We start from the raw sequence: 18,504 nt of genomic DNA, 5'->3' as shown, positions 1-18,504 counted from the left end.
ACCCCATGAGACCCCAGCCTACGCTGGGGTGACGATACGAGAGTAAAACAATGCACGCCTATCGCACGCACACTTGCGCCCAGCTCCGCGCCGCCGATGTCGGCACGTCCGTCAAGCTCAGCGGCTGGGTCCATCGCAAGCGCGATCACGGCAATCTGCTGTTCGTCGATCTGCGCGATCATTACGGCATCACCCAGATCGTCACCGACAGCGACAGCCCGACGCACGCCGTGCTCGACAAGCTTCGCGCCGAATCGGTGGTGACGATCACCGGCGATGTCATCGCGCGGTCGCCCGAGACGGTGAATGCCAATCTGCCGTCGGGCGAGATTGAAATCCGCGCCCGCGACGTCGTTGTGCAATCGTCGGCGCAGGAATTGCCCATGCCGGTGTTCGGCGAGAACGAATATCCCGAAGAGACCCGCCTGCGCTATCGCTTCCTCGATCTGCGCCGCGAGCGGCTGCACGCCAACATCATGCTGCGTTCGAACGTCATTTCCAGCCTGCGCCAGCGCATGATCGGCCAGGGCTTCACCGAGTTCCAGACCCCGATCCTGACGGCATCGTCGCCCGAGGGCGCACGCGACTATCTGGTCCCGAGCCGCGTCCATCCGGGCAAGTTCTACGCGCTGCCGCAGGCGCCGCAGATGTTCAAGCAGCTGCTGATGGTTGCCGGCTTCGATCGCTATTTCCAGATCGCGCCGTGCTTCCGCGACGAAGACGCGCGCGCCGATCGCTCGCCGGGTGAATTCTACCAGCTCGATTTCGAGATGAGCTACGTCACGCAGGAAGACGTGTTCGCCGCGATCGAGCCGGTGCTGCACGGCGTGTTCGAGGAATTCGCCGATTGGCAGGGCAAGGGGCGCAAGGTCAGCCCGTTGCCGTTCAAGCGCATCCCCTATCGCGACTCGATGCTGAAATACGGCAACGACAAGCCCGATCTGCGCAACCCGATCCTGATCCACGATGTGTCGGAACTGTTCCGCGGTTCGGGCTTCGGCCGCTTCGCGTCGATGGTCGAGGGCGGCGACGTGGTCCGTGCGCTGGCCGCGCCGAACACGCATGAGAAGAGCCGCAAGTTCTTCGACGAGATGAACAGCTGGGCGCAGAGCGAGGGCTTCCCCGGCCTCGGCTATGCCACGCAGAAGGACGGCGTGTTCGGCGGCCCGATTGCCAACAATCACGGCCAGGACGGCATGAAGGCTATCGCCGAGGCGTTGGGCCTCGGGCCGAACGACGGCATCTTTTTCGCCGCGGGCAAGGAGGCGCAGGCGGCCAAGCTCGCCGGCCTGGCGCGTACCCGCGTCGCCACCCAGCTCGAGCTGATCGACGACAAGACGTTCGAATTCTGCTGGATCGTCGATTTCCCGATGTTCGAATATGACGAGGACGCCAAGAAGGTCGATTTCAGCCACAATCCCTTCTCGATGCCGCAGGGTGAGATGGACGCGCTGGAGACGATGAACCCGCTCGATATCCTGGCCTATCAGTACGACATCGTCTGCAACGGCATCGAATTGTCGAGCGGAGCCATCCGCAACCACAAGCCGGAGATCATGTACAAGGCGTTCGAGATCGCCGGGTACACCCAGGCCGATGTCGATCTGAACTTCGCCGGCATGATCAACGCGTTCAAGTGCGGCGCGCCGCCGCATGGCGGCTCGGCGCCGGGCGTCGATCGCATCGTCATGCTGCTCGCCGACGAGCCCAACATCCGCGAGGTCATCACCTTCCCGATGACGCAAAAGGCCGAGGATCTCATGATGGGCGCGCCTAATTTTGCGACCGAGAAGCAGCTCAAGGAACTCAACCTCAAGACGGTGGCGCCGGTGGTGGCGAAGACGGTGAGCGACGCGGTTCGGCCGGAATAATCCGCACTGCTATTGCCCCAAATCCACCGTCATCCCGGACTTGATCCGGGATCCATCAGGCGGCTTGGTACGCGCGTCACGGCGGAGCGCCGGGCGTGCGGCACGATGGATCTCGGATCAAGTCCGGGATGACGGGTATGAAAGGACGCCAGTATGACGATCAACCTGTCCGACTACGAAGCCGGCAAGAAATATGACGGCGACTATTCGGACGATCTCGCGGCGCTCCAGGAGCGGCTCGCGCATATCCAGGTCGCCTATATCGTCCACAAGAAGCGCGCCATCGTGTTGTTCGAGGGCTGGGACGCGGCGGGGAAGGGCGGCATCATCCAGCGCCTGACCGGCAATTGGGATCCGCGCAATTTCGAGGTCTGGCCGATCAAGGCGCCGCATCCCGAGGAACTGGCGCGGCATTTCCTGTGGCGCTTCTGGAAGCGGTTGCCGGCGGATGGCAATATCGGCGTGTTCGATCGCAGCTGGTATGGCCGCGTGCTGGTCGAGCGGGTCGAACGCTATGCCAAGGAAGCCGAGTGGCGTCGCGGCTATGACGAGATCAACGAATTCGAGGCGCAGCAGGCGGATTCGGGCACGACCATCATCAAGCTGTTCGTCCACACCACACAGGAAGAGCAGGATGCACGCCTGCTCGAACGGCTCGATCACCCGTGGAAGCGGTGGAAGACCGGCGCCGAGGATTATCGCAACCGCGACAAGCGCGATCTCTATCTCGAGGCGATGGCCGAGATGTTTCAGCGCACCGACACGCGCTGGGCGCCGTGGCAGGTGATCGACGGCAACAACAAGAAAGCCGCGCGGATCGCCGCGCTGACCTTCATTGCCGATCAACTCGAAGCCAATGTCGATATGGCGCCGCCCGAACTGGACCCGGCGTTGGAAAAGCTCGCGCGCAAGGCCCTGAAGAAGGGCTAGGCCGCGGCGATGGGCGCGGCCGGAGCGAACGCGCCCGTCTCGTCCATTACGTGCAGCACGCCGTCGGCGATGGCGAAATAGGCGCCGTGCAAGGTCAGCGTGCCCGCGGCTTCGCGCTCGGCGACGAATGGGAAGCTGCGTAGATTGGCGATCGACACGCGTACCGTCTCCAGTTCGAGCGCGCGGACGGCTTCCGGCCCGTTGCCATGCTGCGCGATGATGCGGTCGCGGGCTTCATCGAGCATGTCGACCCAATGCGCGATAAAGCCGCCCGCGCCCGGCGCTTCGCCCTCGAAGCGGCGCGACAAGGCCGCGCTGACGCCGCCACAGGCGCCGTGGCCCATGACCACGATCTCGGGCACTTCGAGCTGCGTCACGGCGAATTCCAGCGCCGCGGAGACGCCGTGGCGCCCCCCGCCCACTTCGAACGGGGGTACGAGGTTGGCGACGTTGCGCACCACGAAGATCTCTCCCGGCACGGTATCAAACACCTGCGCCGGATCGACGCAGCTGTCTGAGCAGGCAATCACCATCACGCGCGGGCTCTGCCCTTCGCTGAGTTCGTCCCACCGAGCGCGATGGCGGCGATATTCACTGGAGCGGAAACGGCCATAGCCATCGAGCAGATCGGTAAAGTCGGTCATGCCGGCGGTTCTAGCGTGTGTTGTAACGGCTTCAACCCATCGCTAGATGCACCCCATGAACGAGATGTCCCCGCTCGCCCCCATTGCCCGTCAGCGCAAGCCGGACTGGCTGCGCGTGAAAGCGCCGACCTCGGCCGGCTTTGCCGCAACGCGCGATCTGATGCGCTCGAAAAGCCTCACCACCGTGTGCGAGGAAGCGGCTTGCCCCAATATTGGCGAATGCTGGAGCAAGAAGCACGCCACGGTGATGATCCTGGGCGACACCTGCACCCGCGCCTGCGCCTTCTGCAACGTGAAGACCGGCATGCCGCGCGCGGTCGACCTCGCGGAGCCGCAGAACGTCGCCGATGCCGCGGCGCAGATGGGGCTCCAGCATATCGTCGTCACCTCGGTCGATCGCGACGATCTGCCCGATGGCGGCGCGTCGCAGTTCGTGCGTGTGATCCAGGCGCTGCGCGCCACCACGCCGGGCACGACGATCGAGATCCTCACGCCCGATTTCCGCAACAAGGCGCAGGCCGCGATCGAGTCGATCGTCGAAGCGCGCCCGGACGTGTACAATCACAATCTCGAAACGGTGCCGCGCCTGTATCCGACGATCCGCCCGGGCGCGCGTTACTATGCCTCGCTGCGCCTGCTGGAGAGCGTCAAGCGGCACGATCCCTCGATCTTCACCAAGTCCGGCATGATGATGGGTCTGGGCGAGGAGCGGATGGAGGTTCACCAGGTGATGGACGATATGCGCAGCGCCGATGTCGATTTCCTCACGCTCGGCCAGTATCTGCAACCGACGCCGCGCCACGCGAAAGTGCTCGATTTCGTCACGCCCAAGGCCTTCGATGCCTATGCGCAGATCGCCCGCGCCAAGGGCTTCATGCTGGTCGCGTCCTCGCCGCTGACGCGCTCGAGCTATCATGCCGGCGACGATTTCGCTCGGTTGCGCGCGGCCCGCGAGGCGAAGCTCGCGCGCGGCTGATGCCCAAGCATTCCGAAACCCGCCGGTTGCCCTATAGCTGCGAGCAGATGTTCGATCTGGTCGCCGATGTCGGCCGCTATGCCGAATTCCTGCCCTGGGTCACCGCGATCCGCGTGCGTTCGAACAGCGAGACCGAGATGCTCGCCGACATGATCGTCGGCTTCAAGGGCCTGCGCGAGACGTTCACTTCGAAGGTCGAGAAGCAGCGGCCCAGCCATCTGTCGGTCGATTATATCGATGGGCCGCTCAAATATCTGCGCAACGACTGGACCTTCCGCCCCGATGGCGAGCACGGTTGCTTCGTCGACTTCACGGTCGATTTCGCGTTCAAGAACCGCGTGTTCGAAATGCTCGCGGGGCAAGTGTTTGGCAGCGCGCTGCGGAAAATGATCGGCGCGTTCGAGGAGCGCGCCGCAGTGCTTTACGCCTCCTCGGGCGGCATCAGCAGTTCGAGCGCGCAAAGCGCCGCCTGAAGCCGCACGCCGCCGCGGCCGAGATCGCCGAAATTCTTGCGGTCGGCGACGATATCGGCCGGATCGGCGCCCTTCTCGGCCCGGGCGAACACGACGGTGCCAACGGGTTTCTTCTCGGACCCGCCACCCGGCCCGGCAATCCCGGTGATCGCCACCGCAACATCGGCGCCGCTGACTTCAAGCGCCCCCTGCGCCATGCTCCACGCCACCGCGATCGATACCGAGCCGAACGTCTCGACGACATCCGAGCTGACCTTGAGGATATCGAGCTTGGCGTCGTTCGAATACGTCACGAAGCTTGCCTCGAGCACGTCGGACGAGCCGGGAATCTCGGTCAGCGCGGCGGCCACCAGCCCGCCGGTGCAGCTTTCCGCCACGCTGATGCGGCGCCCGAGCGCGATGTTGCGCTCGACCACTTTTCGCGCGGCCTCGACCAGCTCGGTAGGGAGGATGGTGTCCATCGTCATGGCCTTGGCAGCGAGGAGAGGACCGAGGGGGCAGGGCAGATCTTAAACGGCGATTTGTCGCGCTTGCCCTCGGTGCCGAGCGTGAACAACAATACGGCGACCCCTGCGACATTGCGCGCCGGCAGCGGGGCCAGCAGCGTGACGATGCGTTCGACCCTGGGACAATCCGTCGGTTTGATCTCCTTGGCGAGCATCGGCGCGATCATCGCGGTGATCAGCGGCCGCATCAGTTCCGGATCGAGGCCCTGCATGTCGTTGCCGATCAGCTTGGCGAAAGCGCTCTTGGCCTGCGGCAAAGCGGCCGGTCCCTCGGCGCGATAGCGCGTGACGATCGAACTGAGCCCCGAGCGCAGCATGGCCTCGGGCGGCAGGTTGGGGGCGCAGGTCGTGCCCACCGCCTCGACCATGTCGGGCAACAGGCTGATCACCAGCCCTTCGGCTTCCGGTTCGGTCAGGCACGGTGTCGCCGCTTGGGCCCCGGTGGCCGCCAGCGCCAGCCATAAGGCCGCCGCCGTGCCGATCGTTCGTCTGCGCATCATGCCCCCTGCATCCCGGCCGCTATTCTGATCGTCGCCATGGCTTGCGCCGCGATCCCCTCGCCGCGCCCGGTAAAGCCGAGCCGTTCGGTCGTCGTCGCCTTGACGCTAACCTGCGCGGATGACAGCCGCAATAATGCCGCGATGCGGGTGCGCATCGCCTCGCGGTGCGGGCCGATCTTGGGCGCCTCGCACATCAAGGTGAGATCGATGAAGTCGATGATCCCGCCGGCATCGCGCACCAGGCTGGCGGCATGGTCGAGGAATTGCGCGGAGTCGGCGCCCTTCCATTGCGGATCGCTGGGCGGGAAATGCGTGCCGATATCGCCGGCGGCGATCGTGCCGAGCAGTGCGTCGGTAATCGCATGGAGCGCGACATCGGCGTCGCTATGCCCGGACAGACCCTTGTCATGCGGGATCAGCACGCCGCCAAGCCACAATTCCTCGCCGACTTCGAGGCGATGGACGTCGAAGCCGCTGGCGCTGCGCGAAACGAGGCCGGCACTATGCCGCGCCTCGGCGGCAGCGAAATCGGCGGGGTAGGTAATCTTGTCGAGCATCCCATCTCCTTCGACCATCGCGACGCTGCCGCCAAGCCGGCGCAGCATTTGCGCATCGTCGGTCGGCTCGTCCCCGACCCACCCGCGATGCGCGCGAAGGATCGAAGCGAAGCGGAACGCTTGCGGCGTCTGCACGCGCGACAGGCCGGTGCGGTCGATCGTGTCACCGTGTGCGTTGGTCAGCGTGTCGGCGACGGGCAGGGTGGGGAGTGCGCCCTCGTGCTCGTCCAGCGCGGCAAGCAGGCGATCGATCACGGCCATCGGCAGGAAGGGGCGGGCGGCATCGTGGATCAGTACGCGCTCGACCAGTTCCGTCGGCGGCACGGTGGACCCCGGAACAGGTCCGGGGTGACGGGTAGGGGTGGCAAGCGCCTCCAGCCCGGCCAGCACCGACAGCCGCCGCGTCGCGCCGCCGATGACATATTCCACGTTACCAACCGCGCCCCGCAGCGCCGCCTCTTGCCCCGCACCGATCACCACGATCAGGCGTTCGATCGCCGGATGCGCGCTCAACGCCGCGACGCTGTGCGCGATCATCGGCTTGCCAGCCAGCATCGCGAATTGCTTGGGCGCATCACTGCCGCTGCGCGTGCCGGTGCCGGCGGCGACGATGATGGCGGCTGTACGGGGCGTCGTCATGCCAGACCGCCTAGCCCAAGCCGCACCGGCTCGCCAGCCTTGCCATTTTGGCTACGCGGCGCTACTGCCCATTTTTCAGGCACATGATCAAGAAGCTCACCCCCATCCAGGTCGGCCCGGTGCGGATCGACCACCCCGTGGTGCTCGCGCCGATGACCGGTGTGACCGACATGCCGTTCCGCACGCTCGTCCGGCGTTACGGTTCCGGCCTCAACGTCACCGAAATGGTCGCCAGCCAGGCGGCGATCCGCGAGACGCGCCAGTCGCTCCAGAAAGCGGCGTGGCATGTCAGCGAAAATCCCGTGTCGATGCAATTGGTCGGGTGCACGCCGTACGAGATGGGCGAGGCGGCCAAGCTTAGCCAGGATCGTGGCGCGGCGATCATCGACATCAACATGGGCTGCCCGGTGCGCAAGGTGACCAATGGCGATGCCGGATCGGCGCTGATGCGCGACCTCGACAATGCGGCGAACATCATCCGCGGCGTGGTCGATGCCGTGACCGTACCGGTCACGCTGAAAATGCGCATGGGGTGGTGCCACGACAGCCTTAACGCGCCGGAACTGGCCAAGATCGCGCAGGATCTGGGCGTGAAACTGATCGCGGTGCACGGCCGTACGCGCAACCAGATGTACAAGGGCTCGGCCGATTGGGCGTTCATCCGCAAGGTCAAGGACGCGGTCGAGCTGCCGGTGATCGCCAATGGCGACATTTGCGGCATCGAGGATGCCGAGGCGGCGCTGGAGCAATCCGGCGCGGATGGCATCATGATCGGTCGCGGCGCTTACGGCCGGCCCTGGCTGCTGGGCCAGTTGATGGCATATTTCTCCACCGGGCGACGCGTGCCCGATCCCGATCTTAGCGAACAATATGACGTCATCGCCGAGCATTATGAGGCGATGCTGAGCCATTACGGCAATGAGGTTGGCGTCAACATGGCGCGCAAGCATATCGGCTGGTACACGCGCGGCATCCACGGCTCGGCCGAGTTCCGCAACCGCGTCAACCAGATCCCCGATCCCAAGCTGGTGCAGACCATGTTGGCGGAATTCTACGCGCCCTATCGCAGCCGCGCGGCGGCCTGATGGCGGCTGCCCGGGCGAGCAGCGTGCCGAGCTTTTCGGAGCTGCTGGCGGCCTTGCCCGTCGCCGTTCTGGTGCTCGATCCGGCCGACCGCGTGGTGCATGCCAATGCCGAGTGCGAGGCGCTGCTCAACCTGTCCGAGCGCGCCATGCTCGGCCAGTCACTCGAATCGATCCTGCATTCGCCGCGCGACGCCACCGCGCATGACAGCCACGGCTTCGCCGCCTTCGATGTCGAGATCGAATTGGTCCGCGGCGGGCGGGTGCGCGCCGATTTCATCGAGGCGGGGGTGGCCGATCGTCCCGGTTGGCGCACCATCACGCTGCATCATGCCGCCGCCTCCCGCCGGCTCGGCAATAGCGCCGATCGCGCCTCCGCCGCGCGCGCGGCCGTCGGCGCGGCAGCGATGCTGGCGCACGAGATCAAGAATCCGCTGTCCGGCATCCGCGGCGCGGCGCAATTGCTCGGCATGGAAGCAGGCGCGGGGGACGACGGCGCGGGGGCGGCGGAGCTGACGACGCTGATCGTCACCGAGGTCGATCGCATCGCCGCTTTGATCGATCGGATGCAGGATTTCACCGACACGCGGCCGCTGACCATCGCGCCGGAAAATATCTATCCCATGCTCGATCATGTGCGCCGCGTCGCGCTGGCCGGCTTTGCCCGCGACGTGCCGATCGAGGAGCGCTTCGATCCGTCGCTGCCGCCGGTGCTGGTCGATCGCGATGCGATGGTCCAGGTGATCCTCAACCTGATCAAGAATGCCTGCGAGGCACTGGCGGGCCAGGCCGATGGCCGTATCACGCTGGCCACTTCCTATCGCCACGGCATGGCGGTGAGCGCCGCGCCGGGCCGCGCGCGGCGCCCGCTGCCGATCGAGATTGCGGTGATCGACAATGGCCCCGGCGCGCCGGCCGAGATCGCCGATCATCTGTTCGACCCGTTCATTTCCGGCAAGCCCGAGGGCGAGGGGCTGGGCCTCGCATTGGTCGACAAGCTGGTCCGCGACATGGGCGGGATCATCCAATATGCGCGGGAAGGATCCCCCGAGGCGACCGTATTCCGCATCCTGCTGCCCCGAGGCGAATGATGACCAAAACCGGCACTATCCTGGTCGTCGACGACGATGCCGCAATTCGCACCGTCGTCGCGCAAGCGCTGCGCCGCGAGGGGCATCGGGTGAGCACCACCGGATCACTTGCCGAATTCGACGCGCAGCTGCGACTGATCACGCCCGACGTCGTCATTTCCGACGTGATCCTGCCCGACGGCAACGGTCTCGATCGCGTCGCACGGTTGATCGTCGAACACCCGTCGCTGCCGGTCATCATGTTGTCGGCGCAGAACACACTGTCGACCGCGGTGCGCGCCACCGAGGTCGGCGCGTACGACTATCTGCCCAAGCCGTTCGATCTCGAAGCGCTGTCGCGTGCGGTGCAAGGCGCGCTCGCGCGGACCGCCAGCGGACCGCTCGACTCGGTCGATCAGGACGAGGGCACGCTGCCGCTGATCGGCCGCTCGCCGGCGATGCAGGACGTGTACCGCATCATCGCCCGCGTCGTCTCCAACGACCTGACCGTGCTGATCTGCGGCGAATCGGGCACCGGCAAGGAGCTGGTCGCCCAGGCCATCCATGATCTGGGGCCGCGCCGGCGCTCGCCCTTCGTCGCGCTCAACATGGCGGCGATCCCGCGCGAACTGATCGAGGCGGAACTGTTCGGGCACGAACGCGGCGCCTTCACCGGCGCGCAGGCGCGCTCGGCCGGCCGGTTCGAGCAGGCGGCGGGCGGCACCTTGTTCCTCGATGAGATCGGCGACATGCCGATGGAAGCGCAGACGCGGCTGCTGCGCGTGCTGCAATCGGGCGAATTCACCACTGTCGGCGGCGCGCGCACGATCCGCGCCGACGTGCGCATCGTCGCCGCCACCAACCGCGATCTCGGCGGCCTTGTCGCCGGTGGGCAGTTCCGCGAGGATCTGTTTTACCGGCTCAACGTCGTGCCGATCGCGCTGCCCGCCTTGCGCGCGCGGCGGCAGGACATTGCGCTGCTCGCCCGCCACTTTCTCGACAAGGCAGCGGAAAGCGGGCTGCCGCGCAAGCAGCTCGAGCCGCAGGCGATCGCCGCGTTGGAACATTACGACTGGCCCGGCAATGTCCGCGAGCTCGAAAATATCATGCGCCGCATGGCCGTGCTGGCGCGTGACGAGCGGATCGATGCCGGCGAAGTCCGCGCCATGCTCGGCAATCATAATGCCAGCCCGGTCGAGGTCGATCCGGGCATCGAGGCGGCAGTGCGCGGGCGGCTCGAACGGATGGCGCGGGAGGAGCCCGCGGTGTTCGACGACGGTACGCTCTACGATCGCATCATCGGCGAGGTCGAGCGCCCGCTGATCGAAGCGATGCTCGCGCGCCACGGGCAGAACCAGTTGCGCGCCGCCCGCGCCCTTGGCATCAACCGCAATACCTTGCGCAAACGACTGGATACGCTGGGCATTGATCCGGCCACCGGGCGGTCGAGCGAGCCGATATCGGGGTAGGCCGCCACAAACTGTGTTCTATTGGCCACATTCTTGTTGTACCAAGGACACGATGATCGCCGACACTACCGCGATGGACATGCCGCAAACGACGAACCGCCGGTTCAGCGTGACGCCCTTTATCGAGTTGCTCGTGCTCGCCGGCGCGATCGCGATCGCGACGGTCAGCTATTTCGTCATCGTCGGCGAGCAATCGTCGCAGCGTCTGCTTACCCCGCCGGTGGTGGCCTTGTTGCTGGTGTCGAACCTGGTGCCGGGTATCGCCTTGCTCGTCCTGCTCGGCCGGCGCATTGCCATGCGGCGCGCGGCACGCTCGCCGATCGGCGGCAATGGCCGGCTGCATGTCCGGCTCGTCGCCTTGTTCTCCGTCGTCGCCGCCGTGCCGATGCTGCTGGTGACGATATTCGCCTCCTTGCTGTTCCAATATGGCGTCGAATTCTGGTTTTCTGACAAAGCGCGCGGCATGCTGGAGAATGCCACCGTGCTGGCGCGCGTCTCCTATCAGCAGCAGCTCGATCGCTGGAACACCGAGACGCTGGCCATGGCGCAGGATATTTCGGGTTTCCTGCGCGAACGGCCGATTGAGGATCCCCAGTTTCCCGACTTTTTCGGCCGGCAGGTCTATTATCGCAACCTCAACGAGAGCGCGATCTTCACCGTCTCGCCGACGCGGGGCATCCAATCGCTGGCGCTGGTCAATCCTTATGCGCGCAACCTGACCGAACAGGTCAGCCCCAAGACGATCGCTGCGCTGAAGGCCCAGAAGAGCGTGGTTACCGATATGGGCGATCGCATCCAGACGGTGACGATGCTGCCCGGCGCGAGCGACCTGTATCTCTACACCGCACGGCTGACCGATTCGAAGACGATGACCGCGCAGACCGACCGCGCCGAGGCGGTGCTGGGCGATTATCGCGATCTGCTCGCACGATCTCGATCGTTGCAGATCCGCTTCAATGCCGCCTTGCTCTTGGTGTCCTTATTCATCGTAGGTGTGGCTGTGTGGATCGCGCTGGAGGTAGCCGATCGCCTCGTTAGGCCGGTCGGCGAACTGGTCGGTGCGGCGCGCGCCGTGGCGGGCGGCGATCTCACCGCACGCGTGCCGTCGCCCAAGACGCGCGACGAGGTCGGCGTGTTGGCCGATGCGTTCAACCAGATGACTCGCCAGCTGGAAGAACAGACCGGCGCACTGGAAACGCGCCGCGCGCTGATCGAGGCGGTGATGTCGGGGGTCAGCGCCGGCGTGGTGGCCACCGGGCGCGACGGCACGATCCGGCTGATCAACCGCTCGGCCACCGATCTCCTGAAGACCGGCACGGACAGCCCGGTGGGACGCCTGCTCGCCGACATCGCGCCCGAACTCGCTGCCCTGATCGGCACCGACCAGCGCGACGCGATCGTGGAAGTCGATGCGCAGGGCGAAGCGCGCACGCTGGCCGTGCGCATCGCCCGCGCGGAAGCTGGGCCGATCCTGACGTTTGACGATATCACCCAGCAATTGCTCGATCAGCGCCGCGCCGCCTGGTCGGATGTCGCGCGGCGCATCGCCCACGAGATCAAGAATCCGCTGACTCCGATCCAGCTTGCCGCCGAACGGCTGCAGCGCCGCTATGGCAAGCAGATCGAGAATGATGACGGCACGTTCGGCCGGCTGACCGAGACGATCGTGCGCCAGGTCGGCGATCTCCGCCGCATGGTCGATGAATTCTCGTCCTTCGCGCGCATGCCCAAGCCGCTGTTCAAGCATGAGTCGCTGGTCGATATCGCCCGCCAGTCGTTGTTCCTGCACGAGGTCGCGCATCCCGGCGTGACCTTCTCGCTGGTCAGCACGCCGGCCAGCGTCGATCTGGTCTGCGATCGGCGCCAGATCGGCCAGGCGCTGACCAACATCATCAAGAATGCGGTCGAGGCGATCGAGGCGCAGGGTGAGGGCAATGCCGGCGAAGTCGCGATGACCATCAGCGGCGATCCCGCCAAGTCGATCGTACTCGAGGTCGCCGACAATGGCGTAGGCTTGCCCGCCGCGCGCGACCGCATCGCCGAACCCTATATGACGACGCGCGCGCGGGGCACCGGGCTGGGCTTGGCGATCGTCAACAAGATCGTCGAGGAGCATTGCGGCACCATGGCGTTTGGCGATCGCCCGGGCGGGGGCACGATCGTGACGATGCGCTTCGACGCGGCGGCGCTGGCCCGCATGGATGCGGGCGACGACGATACGATCGACAGCAAGAACGACCGGCTCCCCACCGAACTCACCAGAACACGGACATAAATCATGGCGCTCGACATCCTCGTCGTTGACGACGAACGCGATATTCGGGAGCTCGTTTCGGGCGTGCTCGAAGACGAAGGCTATGCCACGCGCACCGCGGCGGACAGCGATGCCGCGCTGGAGGCGATCGCTGCCCGGCGCCCGTCCTTGGTGCTGCTCGACGTGTGGCTCAAGAATTCCAAGCTCGACGGGCTCGATCTGCTCGACGAGCTCAAGCGCCGCGATCCCTCGATCCCGGTGCTGGTCATTTCCGGCCATGGCAATCTCGATACCGCGGTGGCGGCAATCCGCCGCGGTGCGGTCGATTTCATCGAAAAGCCGTTCGAAGCCGAACGCCTGCTGCTGATGGTCGCACGCGCCACCGAGACCGAGGCCTTGCGCCGCGAGGTCGCGAGCCTGCGCGCCAGCGTCGGTCGCGATACCGATCTGACCGGCAATTCGACCGCGATCAACGGCGTGCGCGCGACACTGAAGCGCGTCGCCGCAACCGGCAGCCGGGTGCTGGTGATGGGCGGGGCAGGGGTCGGCAAGGAAGTCGCCGCGCGCCTGCTGCACGGCTGGAGCCAGCGCGCCGATGCGCCGTTCATCATCGTCAGCGCGGCAAACATGACGCCGGAGCGTGTCGAAGAGGAATTGTTCGGGGTCGAGGAAAGCGGCGATCTGGTCCGCCCCGGCATGCTCGAACAGGCGCATACGGGGACGCTGTTCCTCGACGAGATTGCCGACATGCCGATCGCCACGCAGGGCCGCATCCTGCGCGTGCTGACCGATCAGAGCTTTACGCGGGTCGGCGGCCAGCGTGTGGTCAAGGTCGATGTCCGCGTCGTCTCAGCTACCGCGCGCGATCTGGTCCATGAGATTGCCGAGGGCCGCTTCCGCGAGGATTTGTATTACCGGCTCAACGTCGTGCCCGTGCTGATTCCCAATCTCAGCGAGCGGCGCGAGGATATTCCGCCCTTGGTGCATCACTTCATGGCGCATTACGCCAATGAACGCCGCGTGCCGACGCCGGAGATCGCCTCCGACGCGATGGTCGCGCTGCAGAGCTACGAATGGCCGGGCAATGTCCGCCAGCTGCGCAACGTGGTCGAGCGCACCATCATCATGGCGCCGGGCGACCGCATCGGGCGGATCGAGATCGACCTGCTCCCCGCCGAAGTGTTGGGCGAACCCGGCGAGATGGGGGCGGGCAGTTCGGCCATCATGGGCAGCCCGTTGCGCGAGGCGCGCGAAACGTTCGAACGCGAATATCTCCGCGTGCAGATCCGCCGCTTCTCCGGCAACATCTCGCGCACCGCGCATTTCATCGGCATGGAGCGCTCGGCGCTGCACCGCAAACTCAAGCTGCTCGGCATCACCGAAACCCGCGACGAGTAAGCCGCCCGGTGCGGCAGCGCCGCGCCGGGGCAATCAATCTCCATCGAACAGTGGACGTTGGCCCGCCCAATCCCTAGATTGGGATGGCGCGGTAGCTCAACCGCGCGCTCGACGCCGGAACCGGCGCAATGCGGGGAAACTCCCCGCCAATAACAAGGATCGCGCCGATGGCCGACAAGCAGACTTCCCTCCAGGACCTGTTCCTGAACGCGCTTCGGCGCTCCAAGACCCCGGTGACGATGTTTCTCGTCAAGGGCGTCAAGCTCCAGGGTATCGTTACCTGGTTCGACAATTTCTCCGTGTTGCTGCGCCGGGACGGCCAGTCGCAACTGATCTACAAACATGCCATTTCCACCATCATGCCGTCGGGCACGGTGGATGTCGCGGCGATCGTCAATGCGGTCGGCGAGGCGCAGAAGCGCACGCCGTTGCTGCAGGAAATCTTCCTCAACGCGGTGCGCAAGTCGGAAGACAATGTCACCATGTTCCTGGTCAACGGCGTGATGCTGCAGGGGCAGATTGCGGCGTTCGATCTGTTCTGCATGCTGTTGCAGCGCGATGGCATGTCGCAGCTGGTCTACAAGCATGCCGTGTCCACCATCCAGCCGGCGCACCCGCTCAACCTGGCTGACGAACCCACCGACGAGGCCGAAGATTGACCGCTGGATTTGATCGCGACGCACAGGATTTTGCCCGCGGCGCACGCTGCGTCGTGGTGTTGCCCGAACAGGGCGGGTCGTCGCGAGACGTTGCTGCCCGGCTAGACGAAACCGCCGGCCTGGCCGCGGCGATCGGCGTGATCGTCGCGGACAAGGTCTCCTTCCGTATCCGCGAACGGCGCCCCTCGACTCTGCTCGGCAGCGGGCAGGTCGAGATGCTCGCCGCCACGGTGGCGATGGAAGAGGCCGACCTCGTCGTGTTCGATGCCGCGCTGACACCGGTGCAGCAGCGCAATCTCGAAAAGGCGCTGAAGGCCAAGGTGATCGATCGCACCGGGCTGATCCTGGAAATCTTCGGCGAGCGCGCCGCCACCGCCGAGGGTCGCCTGCAGGTTGAACTCGCACATCTCGATTACCAGGCCGGCCGCCTGGTGCGCAGCTGGACCCACCTTGAACGCCAGCGCGGTGGCTTCGGCTTTCTCGGCGGCCCGGGCGAAACGCAGATCGAAGCCGATCGGCGCTTGATCCGTGACCGCATGGCCGGGCTCAAGAAGGAACTCGAAAAGGTCAGCCGCACGCGCGGGTTGCACCGCGATCGGCGGCAGCGTGCGCCATGGCCCGTGATCGCGCTCGTCGGCTACACCAATGCCGGCAAATCGACCTTGTTCAACCGCCTGACCGGGGCCGAGGTGATGGCCGAGGACCTGCTGTTCGCCACGCTCGATCCGACGCTCCGGCAGATCAGCCTGCCGGGGATCGACAAGGTCATCCTGTCCGACACGGTCGGCTTCGTCTCCGAACTGCCGACGCAATTGGTCGCCGCGTTCAAGGCCACGCTCGAAGAAGTCGTATCGGCCGATCTGCTGATCCACGTCCGCGATATCGCCCATCCCGATACGATGGCGCAACGCGACGATGTCGAGGCGGTGCTGCGCGATATCGGCGTGGATGAAACCACGCCCCGGATCGAGGCGTGGAACAAGCTCGACCTGTTGGCCGAGGAAGACCGCGCCCAATTGCTCGGCGAAGCCGCGCGGCGCGACGATGTCGTGGCGATTTCCGCGCTGGGCGGGGAAGGGGTGCCGGGCCTGCTCGAGACGATCGCCAAGATGGTCACCGAGGGCCATCGCGATTATCATATCGAGCTCGACGCCGGCGATGGCGCGGCCGCCGCCTGGCTGCACGCGCATGGCGAAGTGCTGGGGCAAGACGTCGAAGGCGATCGCGCCAGCTACGACGTGCGCATGGCGCCGCGCGATTTCGAACGCTTCGGGCAGCGCTAGGAATAGGGAGGCGATACCTCCCAAACCCGTCATCCCAGCGCAAGCTGGGATCTCAAGCGGATAGCGCAGAACAGAGCCGCATGAGACCCCAGCTTGCGCTGGGGTGACGATGTAGCGCCTATTCCTTGGCCTTCGCCGCCCGCCACAACGCCTCTTTGGCGTCCAGATCGAGCCCCACAAAGGCATCGCCAGCATCGGCCTCCATCGCCTTGAAGCGCGCCTCGAACTTGGCATTGGCCGTACGCAGCGCCGCTTCCGGATCGACCCCCAGATGCCGCGCCCAATTGACCACCGAGAACAGCAGATCGCCGACCTCGCCTTCGCGCTCGGCCGCGGAGGCCGCATCGATCTCGGCCATCTCCTCGATCACTTTCGCCCGCGGCCCCGCCGCGTCGGGCCAATCGAACCCGGTCCGCGCTGCCCGCTTCTGCAGCTTTTCCGCGCGCAGCAAAGCGGGCAGGCCGATCGCCACGCCGTCCAGCGCGCCGCTGGCACCTTTGCCGGCGCGCTCCTCGGCCTTGATCTGTTCCCACAGAGAATGACCGCCCTCGGCCGCGTCGCCGAAGATATGCGGGTGGCGGCGCTCCATCTTGTCGCTGATCGCAGCCGCCACATCGGCCAGCGCGAAATGCCCTGCTTCCTCGGCGATGCGGCTGTGGAAGATCACTTGCAGCAACAGATCGCCAAGTTCGTCCTTGAGATCGGGCATGTCGTTGCGCTGGATCGCGTCGGCCACTTCATAGGCTTCTTCGATGGTGTACGGCGCGATCGAAGCGAAATTCTGCACGCTATCCCAGGCGCAGCCGCTGACGGGATCGCGCAGCCGCGCCATGATCTGGACGAGCCGGTCGATGGGGGATTGAGGCTGCATGTTATTTCCATCGGTTAGCACCAGGTAGCGGCTAGCAGCGGCGGCCGGGCGGGGCCATCGAAACCACATCGCCGGTTGCGCCCTGAAAACACCAGCCGCGTGACCGACTGTGGCGATCTGTGGCGTACTGAGCCGCCGCAACGCACCGATAGGGGTAACGCCGGTAAATCACGCCTGCAGGGTACGCATCCAGTCCGCGAACACCCGGTGGTCAACTCGTCCGCTGGAATCGATAGCTGGGGCAGTGAGCAGGATCGACGCGCGGGATCGGGCGATGGTCGGCGATATGCCGAACGCCTGGTTGAAGGCGCGCGCGAAGGTCGCCTCGCTGGTGAAGCCGTGTTCGAACGCGATTTCCCCGATCCGACGCGGTCGATCCGTGTGGGTAGCCAATGCCAATGCCGCTCGGATCAAGCGGCGGCGCCGGATATATTGCGCGACCCCGCCCACCGGCTCGAACAGGCGATAGAGCGACGCCCGCGACATGCCCACGATCGGCGCGATCGATTCGGCATTCAAGCGCGCGTCGTGCAAATTCGCATCGATGTGCAACGCGATTTTGCGGAATGGCGAGCGGACCGCACTGGCGCTCGCCAACCCGCGGGGCGCGTGCGCCGCCAAAACGGTCACCGCCAGTCCTACCGTGGCATTGGCGGACACGATCGCGTCGGCCGGCGTCAACTGCGGCAGTCGCGCGACCAAAGATTCGAGATAATTGGCCAGCAACCCGCCGAGCGGAGTCTCGTGATGCAGGATCATGCCATGGAGACAATCCACTTCTTCCAGCGCATCTTCGAACGACGTGCGCGGCACCAGCAGCGAGATGTTGCGGAAAGGTGTCGTCACGGTCGAGAGCATGCGCGTGAGATCGAACACCACGATATCACCGGCCCGCACCTCAAGCTTACGGTCGTCGGCCGTCCCGGTGAAACCGCCTTCGACGTATAGCTGGATCAGCAGGTGATCCAGCCCACCGGCGGCGGTCAGCGCGCCCGACCGATCGAAGGCCAGCGCACTGGACCGGAAATCGCCGATCATCAGCGTGCCAAGATGCCAGGCGGACAGCGTCAGTTGATACTCCGTAACAGCCATTTCGCCGACCAGCGCGAGCGCGAAGACATCCGCGACGGAAGCGGCAAAGGCGTCGAACGCCGCCGCGCCGCCAACATCGGCGCTGGCGACCTGGAAATTGGGCACGGTAACCGCAAGCCTGCCCGTTTCCTCCATCAGACATCCTTCCTACGGCCGTTTGGTCACCACTAGCGTCGCGCAGGGGGACCAAGCCATACAATTCGTATCATTTCCCGGCGGTTTCGTCGCAG

Annotated in this window: 17 protein-coding genes; 11 read left to right on the top strand and 6 right to left on the bottom strand. The window is 65.6% G+C overall.

Going from position 1 to position 18,504, the window contains the following annotated elements:
- Window positions 1–50 precede the first annotated feature (50 nt).
- Window positions 51–1,871, top strand: coding sequence for an aspartate--tRNA ligase (gene aspS, locus U1739_RS03105; protein ID WP_332703877.1), 1,821 nt, complete (start codon window positions 51–53; stop codon window positions 1,869–1,871).
- A 153-nt stretch (window positions 1,872–2,024) separates the two neighbouring features.
- Entirely contained in the window at window positions 2,025–2,801 is a 777-nt protein-coding gene (locus tag U1739_RS03100; protein WP_332703875.1) for a polyphosphate kinase 2 family protein, read from the top strand.
- Here U1739_RS03100 and U1739_RS03095 read toward each other — a convergent pair.
- On the bottom strand, window positions 2,798–3,445 hold the full coding sequence (locus tag U1739_RS03095; RefSeq protein ID WP_332703873.1) for a carbonic anhydrase: 648 nt from the start codon (window positions 3,443–3,445) through the stop codon (window positions 2,798–2,800). The two genes, U1739_RS03100 and U1739_RS03095, sit on opposite strands and share 4 nt — an antisense overlap.
- 55 nt (window positions 3,446–3,500) lie before the next feature.
- On the opposite strand from U1739_RS03095, the gene lipA reads away from it, so the two are divergent.
- Both lipA and U1739_RS03085 read left to right on the top strand, forming a co-directional pair.
- Window positions 3,501–4,421 carry a lipoyl synthase gene (gene lipA, locus U1739_RS03090; protein WP_332703871.1) on the top strand — a complete coding sequence of 307 codons (921 nt, stop codon included), beginning with the start codon at window positions 3,501–3,503 and terminating at the stop codon, window positions 4,419–4,421.
- Complete coding sequence (locus U1739_RS03085) at window positions 4,421–4,894, top strand: type II toxin-antitoxin system RatA family toxin (RefSeq protein ID WP_332703869.1); 474 nt, start codon at window positions 4,421–4,423, stop codon at window positions 4,892–4,894. The genes lipA and U1739_RS03085 overlap by 1 nt, the downstream gene beginning before the upstream one ends.
- Here U1739_RS03085 and U1739_RS03080 read toward each other — a convergent pair.
- From U1739_RS03080 to U1739_RS03070, 3 genes are read right to left on the bottom strand one after another with little or no spacing between them, the layout of a single operon-like run.
- Entirely contained in the window at window positions 4,843–5,355 is a 513-nt protein-coding gene (locus U1739_RS03080) for a CinA family protein (RefSeq protein ID WP_332703867.1), read from the bottom strand. The two genes, U1739_RS03085 and U1739_RS03080, sit on opposite strands and share 52 nt — an antisense overlap.
- A 2-nt stretch (window positions 5,356–5,357) precedes the next feature.
- On the bottom strand, window positions 5,358–5,900 hold the full coding sequence (locus tag U1739_RS03075; RefSeq protein ID WP_332703865.1) for a hypothetical protein: 543 nt from the start codon (window positions 5,898–5,900) through the stop codon (window positions 5,358–5,360).
- Window positions 5,897–7,096, bottom strand: coding sequence for a bifunctional 2-C-methyl-D-erythritol 4-phosphate cytidylyltransferase/2-C-methyl-D-erythritol 2,4-cyclodiphosphate synthase (locus U1739_RS03070; protein ID WP_332703863.1), 1,200 nt, complete (start codon window positions 7,094–7,096; stop codon window positions 5,897–5,899). Before U1739_RS03070 ends, U1739_RS03075 begins: the two co-directional genes overlap by 4 nt.
- Before the next feature lie 83 nt (window positions 7,097–7,179).
- Between U1739_RS03070 and dusB the strand changes: the two genes are divergently transcribed.
- The 7 genes from dusB (at window position 7,180) to hflX (ending at window position 16,311) form a co-directional block, all read left to right on the top strand.
- On the top strand, window positions 7,180–8,181 hold the full coding sequence (gene dusB, locus U1739_RS03065) for a tRNA dihydrouridine synthase DusB (protein ID WP_332703861.1): 1,002 nt from the start codon (window positions 7,180–7,182) through the stop codon (window positions 8,179–8,181).
- Window positions 8,181–9,269: a two-component system sensor histidine kinase NtrB gene (locus tag U1739_RS03060; protein ID WP_332703859.1), complete on the top strand. Its 1,089-nt coding sequence runs from the start codon at window positions 8,181–8,183 to the stop codon at window positions 9,267–9,269. Before dusB ends, U1739_RS03060 begins: the two co-directional genes overlap by 1 nt.
- On the top strand, window positions 9,269–10,717 hold the full coding sequence (gene ntrC, locus U1739_RS03055; RefSeq protein ID WP_332703857.1) for a nitrogen regulation protein NR(I): 1,449 nt from the start codon (window positions 9,269–9,271) through the stop codon (window positions 10,715–10,717). The genes U1739_RS03060 and ntrC overlap by 1 nt, the downstream gene beginning before the upstream one ends.
- Window positions 10,718–10,769: 52 nt before the next feature.
- Window positions 10,770–12,992 carry a sensor histidine kinase gene (locus U1739_RS03050; RefSeq protein WP_332703855.1) on the top strand — a complete coding sequence of 741 codons (2,223 nt, stop codon included), beginning with the start codon at window positions 10,770–10,772 and terminating at the stop codon, window positions 12,990–12,992.
- A gap of 3 nt (window positions 12,993–12,995) precedes the next feature.
- Window positions 12,996–14,369, top strand: a complete 1,374-nt coding sequence (gene ntrX / locus U1739_RS03045) for a nitrogen assimilation response regulator NtrX (protein ID WP_332703854.1) — start codon at window positions 12,996–12,998, stop codon at window positions 14,367–14,369.
- 167 nt (window positions 14,370–14,536) lie between these two features.
- Complete coding sequence (hfq, locus tag U1739_RS03040; RefSeq protein WP_332703852.1) at window positions 14,537–15,028, top strand: RNA chaperone Hfq; 492 nt, start codon at window positions 14,537–14,539, stop codon at window positions 15,026–15,028.
- A complete protein-coding gene (gene hflX, locus U1739_RS03035) occupies window positions 15,025–16,311 on the top strand; it encodes a GTPase HflX (protein WP_332703850.1) in 1,287 nt (428 codons plus the stop codon). Before hfq ends, hflX begins: the two co-directional genes overlap by 4 nt.
- A 118-nt stretch (window positions 16,312–16,429) precedes the next feature.
- Here the strand turns inward: hflX and mazG are convergent, their stop codons facing one another.
- Both mazG and U1739_RS03025 read right to left on the bottom strand, forming a co-directional pair.
- Window positions 16,430–17,182: a nucleoside triphosphate pyrophosphohydrolase gene (mazG, locus tag U1739_RS03030; protein WP_332703848.1), complete on the bottom strand. Its 753-nt coding sequence runs from the start codon at window positions 17,180–17,182 to the stop codon at window positions 16,430–16,432.
- Window positions 17,183–17,350: 168 nt separating this feature from the next.
- Window positions 17,351–18,409, bottom strand: coding sequence for a helix-turn-helix domain-containing protein (locus tag U1739_RS03025; RefSeq protein ID WP_332703846.1), 1,059 nt, complete (start codon window positions 18,407–18,409; stop codon window positions 17,351–17,353).
- Between the last annotated feature and the right edge of the window lie 95 nt (window positions 18,410–18,504).

It is taken from the genome of Parasphingomonas puruogangriensis (genome assembly GCF_036663635.1).
GTDB lineage: Bacteria > Pseudomonadota > Alphaproteobacteria > Sphingomonadales > Sphingomonadaceae > Sphingomonas.
Note: the sequence above shows the minus strand (reverse complement) of the source record. Positions and strands in the feature narration are given on the sequence as shown.

What these genes read in the sequence shown, in the direction of transcription:
- U1739_RS03100 (WP_332703875.1), top strand. Translation starts at nt 2,025, where the DNA reads ATGACGATCAACCTGTCCGACTACGAAGCCGGCAAGAAATATGACGGC.
- U1739_RS03075 (WP_332703865.1), bottom strand. Translation starts at nt 5,900, where the DNA reads ATGATGCGCAGACGAACGATCGGCACGGCGGCGGCCTTATGGCTGGCG.
- mazG (WP_332703848.1), bottom strand. Translation starts at nt 17,182, where the DNA reads ATGCAGCCTCAATCCCCCATCGACCGGCTCGTCCAGATCATGGCGCGG.
- U1739_RS03080 (WP_332703867.1), bottom strand. Translation starts at nt 5,355, where the DNA reads ATGGACACCATCCTCCCTACCGAGCTGGTCGAGGCCGCGCGAAAAGTG.
- aspS (WP_332703877.1), top strand. Translation starts at nt 51, where the DNA reads ATGCACGCCTATCGCACGCACACTTGCGCCCAGCTCCGCGCCGCCGAT.
- U1739_RS03025 (WP_332703846.1), bottom strand. Translation starts at nt 18,409, where the DNA reads ATGGAGGAAACGGGCAGGCTTGCGGTTACCGTGCCCAATTTCCAGGTC.
- U1739_RS03060 (WP_332703859.1), top strand. Translation starts at nt 8,181, where the DNA reads ATGGCGGCTGCCCGGGCGAGCAGCGTGCCGAGCTTTTCGGAGCTGCTG.
- U1739_RS03050 (WP_332703855.1), top strand. Translation starts at nt 10,770, where the DNA reads ATGATCGCCGACACTACCGCGATGGACATGCCGCAAACGACGAACCGC.
- ntrX (WP_332703854.1), top strand. Translation starts at nt 12,996, where the DNA reads ATGGCGCTCGACATCCTCGTCGTTGACGACGAACGCGATATTCGGGAG.
- lipA (WP_332703871.1), top strand. Translation starts at nt 3,501, where the DNA reads ATGAACGAGATGTCCCCGCTCGCCCCCATTGCCCGTCAGCGCAAGCCG.
- U1739_RS03085 (WP_332703869.1), top strand. Translation starts at nt 4,421, where the DNA reads ATGCCCAAGCATTCCGAAACCCGCCGGTTGCCCTATAGCTGCGAGCAG.
- hfq (WP_332703852.1), top strand. Translation starts at nt 14,537, where the DNA reads ATGGCCGACAAGCAGACTTCCCTCCAGGACCTGTTCCTGAACGCGCTT.
- U1739_RS03095 (WP_332703873.1), bottom strand. Translation starts at nt 3,445, where the DNA reads ATGACCGACTTTACCGATCTGCTCGATGGCTATGGCCGTTTCCGCTCC.
- dusB (WP_332703861.1), top strand. Translation starts at nt 7,180, where the DNA reads ATGATCAAGAAGCTCACCCCCATCCAGGTCGGCCCGGTGCGGATCGAC.
- ntrC (WP_332703857.1), top strand. Translation starts at nt 9,269, where the DNA reads ATGACCAAAACCGGCACTATCCTGGTCGTCGACGACGATGCCGCAATT.
- U1739_RS03070 (WP_332703863.1), bottom strand. Translation starts at nt 7,096, where the DNA reads ATGACGACGCCCCGTACAGCCGCCATCATCGTCGCCGCCGGCACCGGC.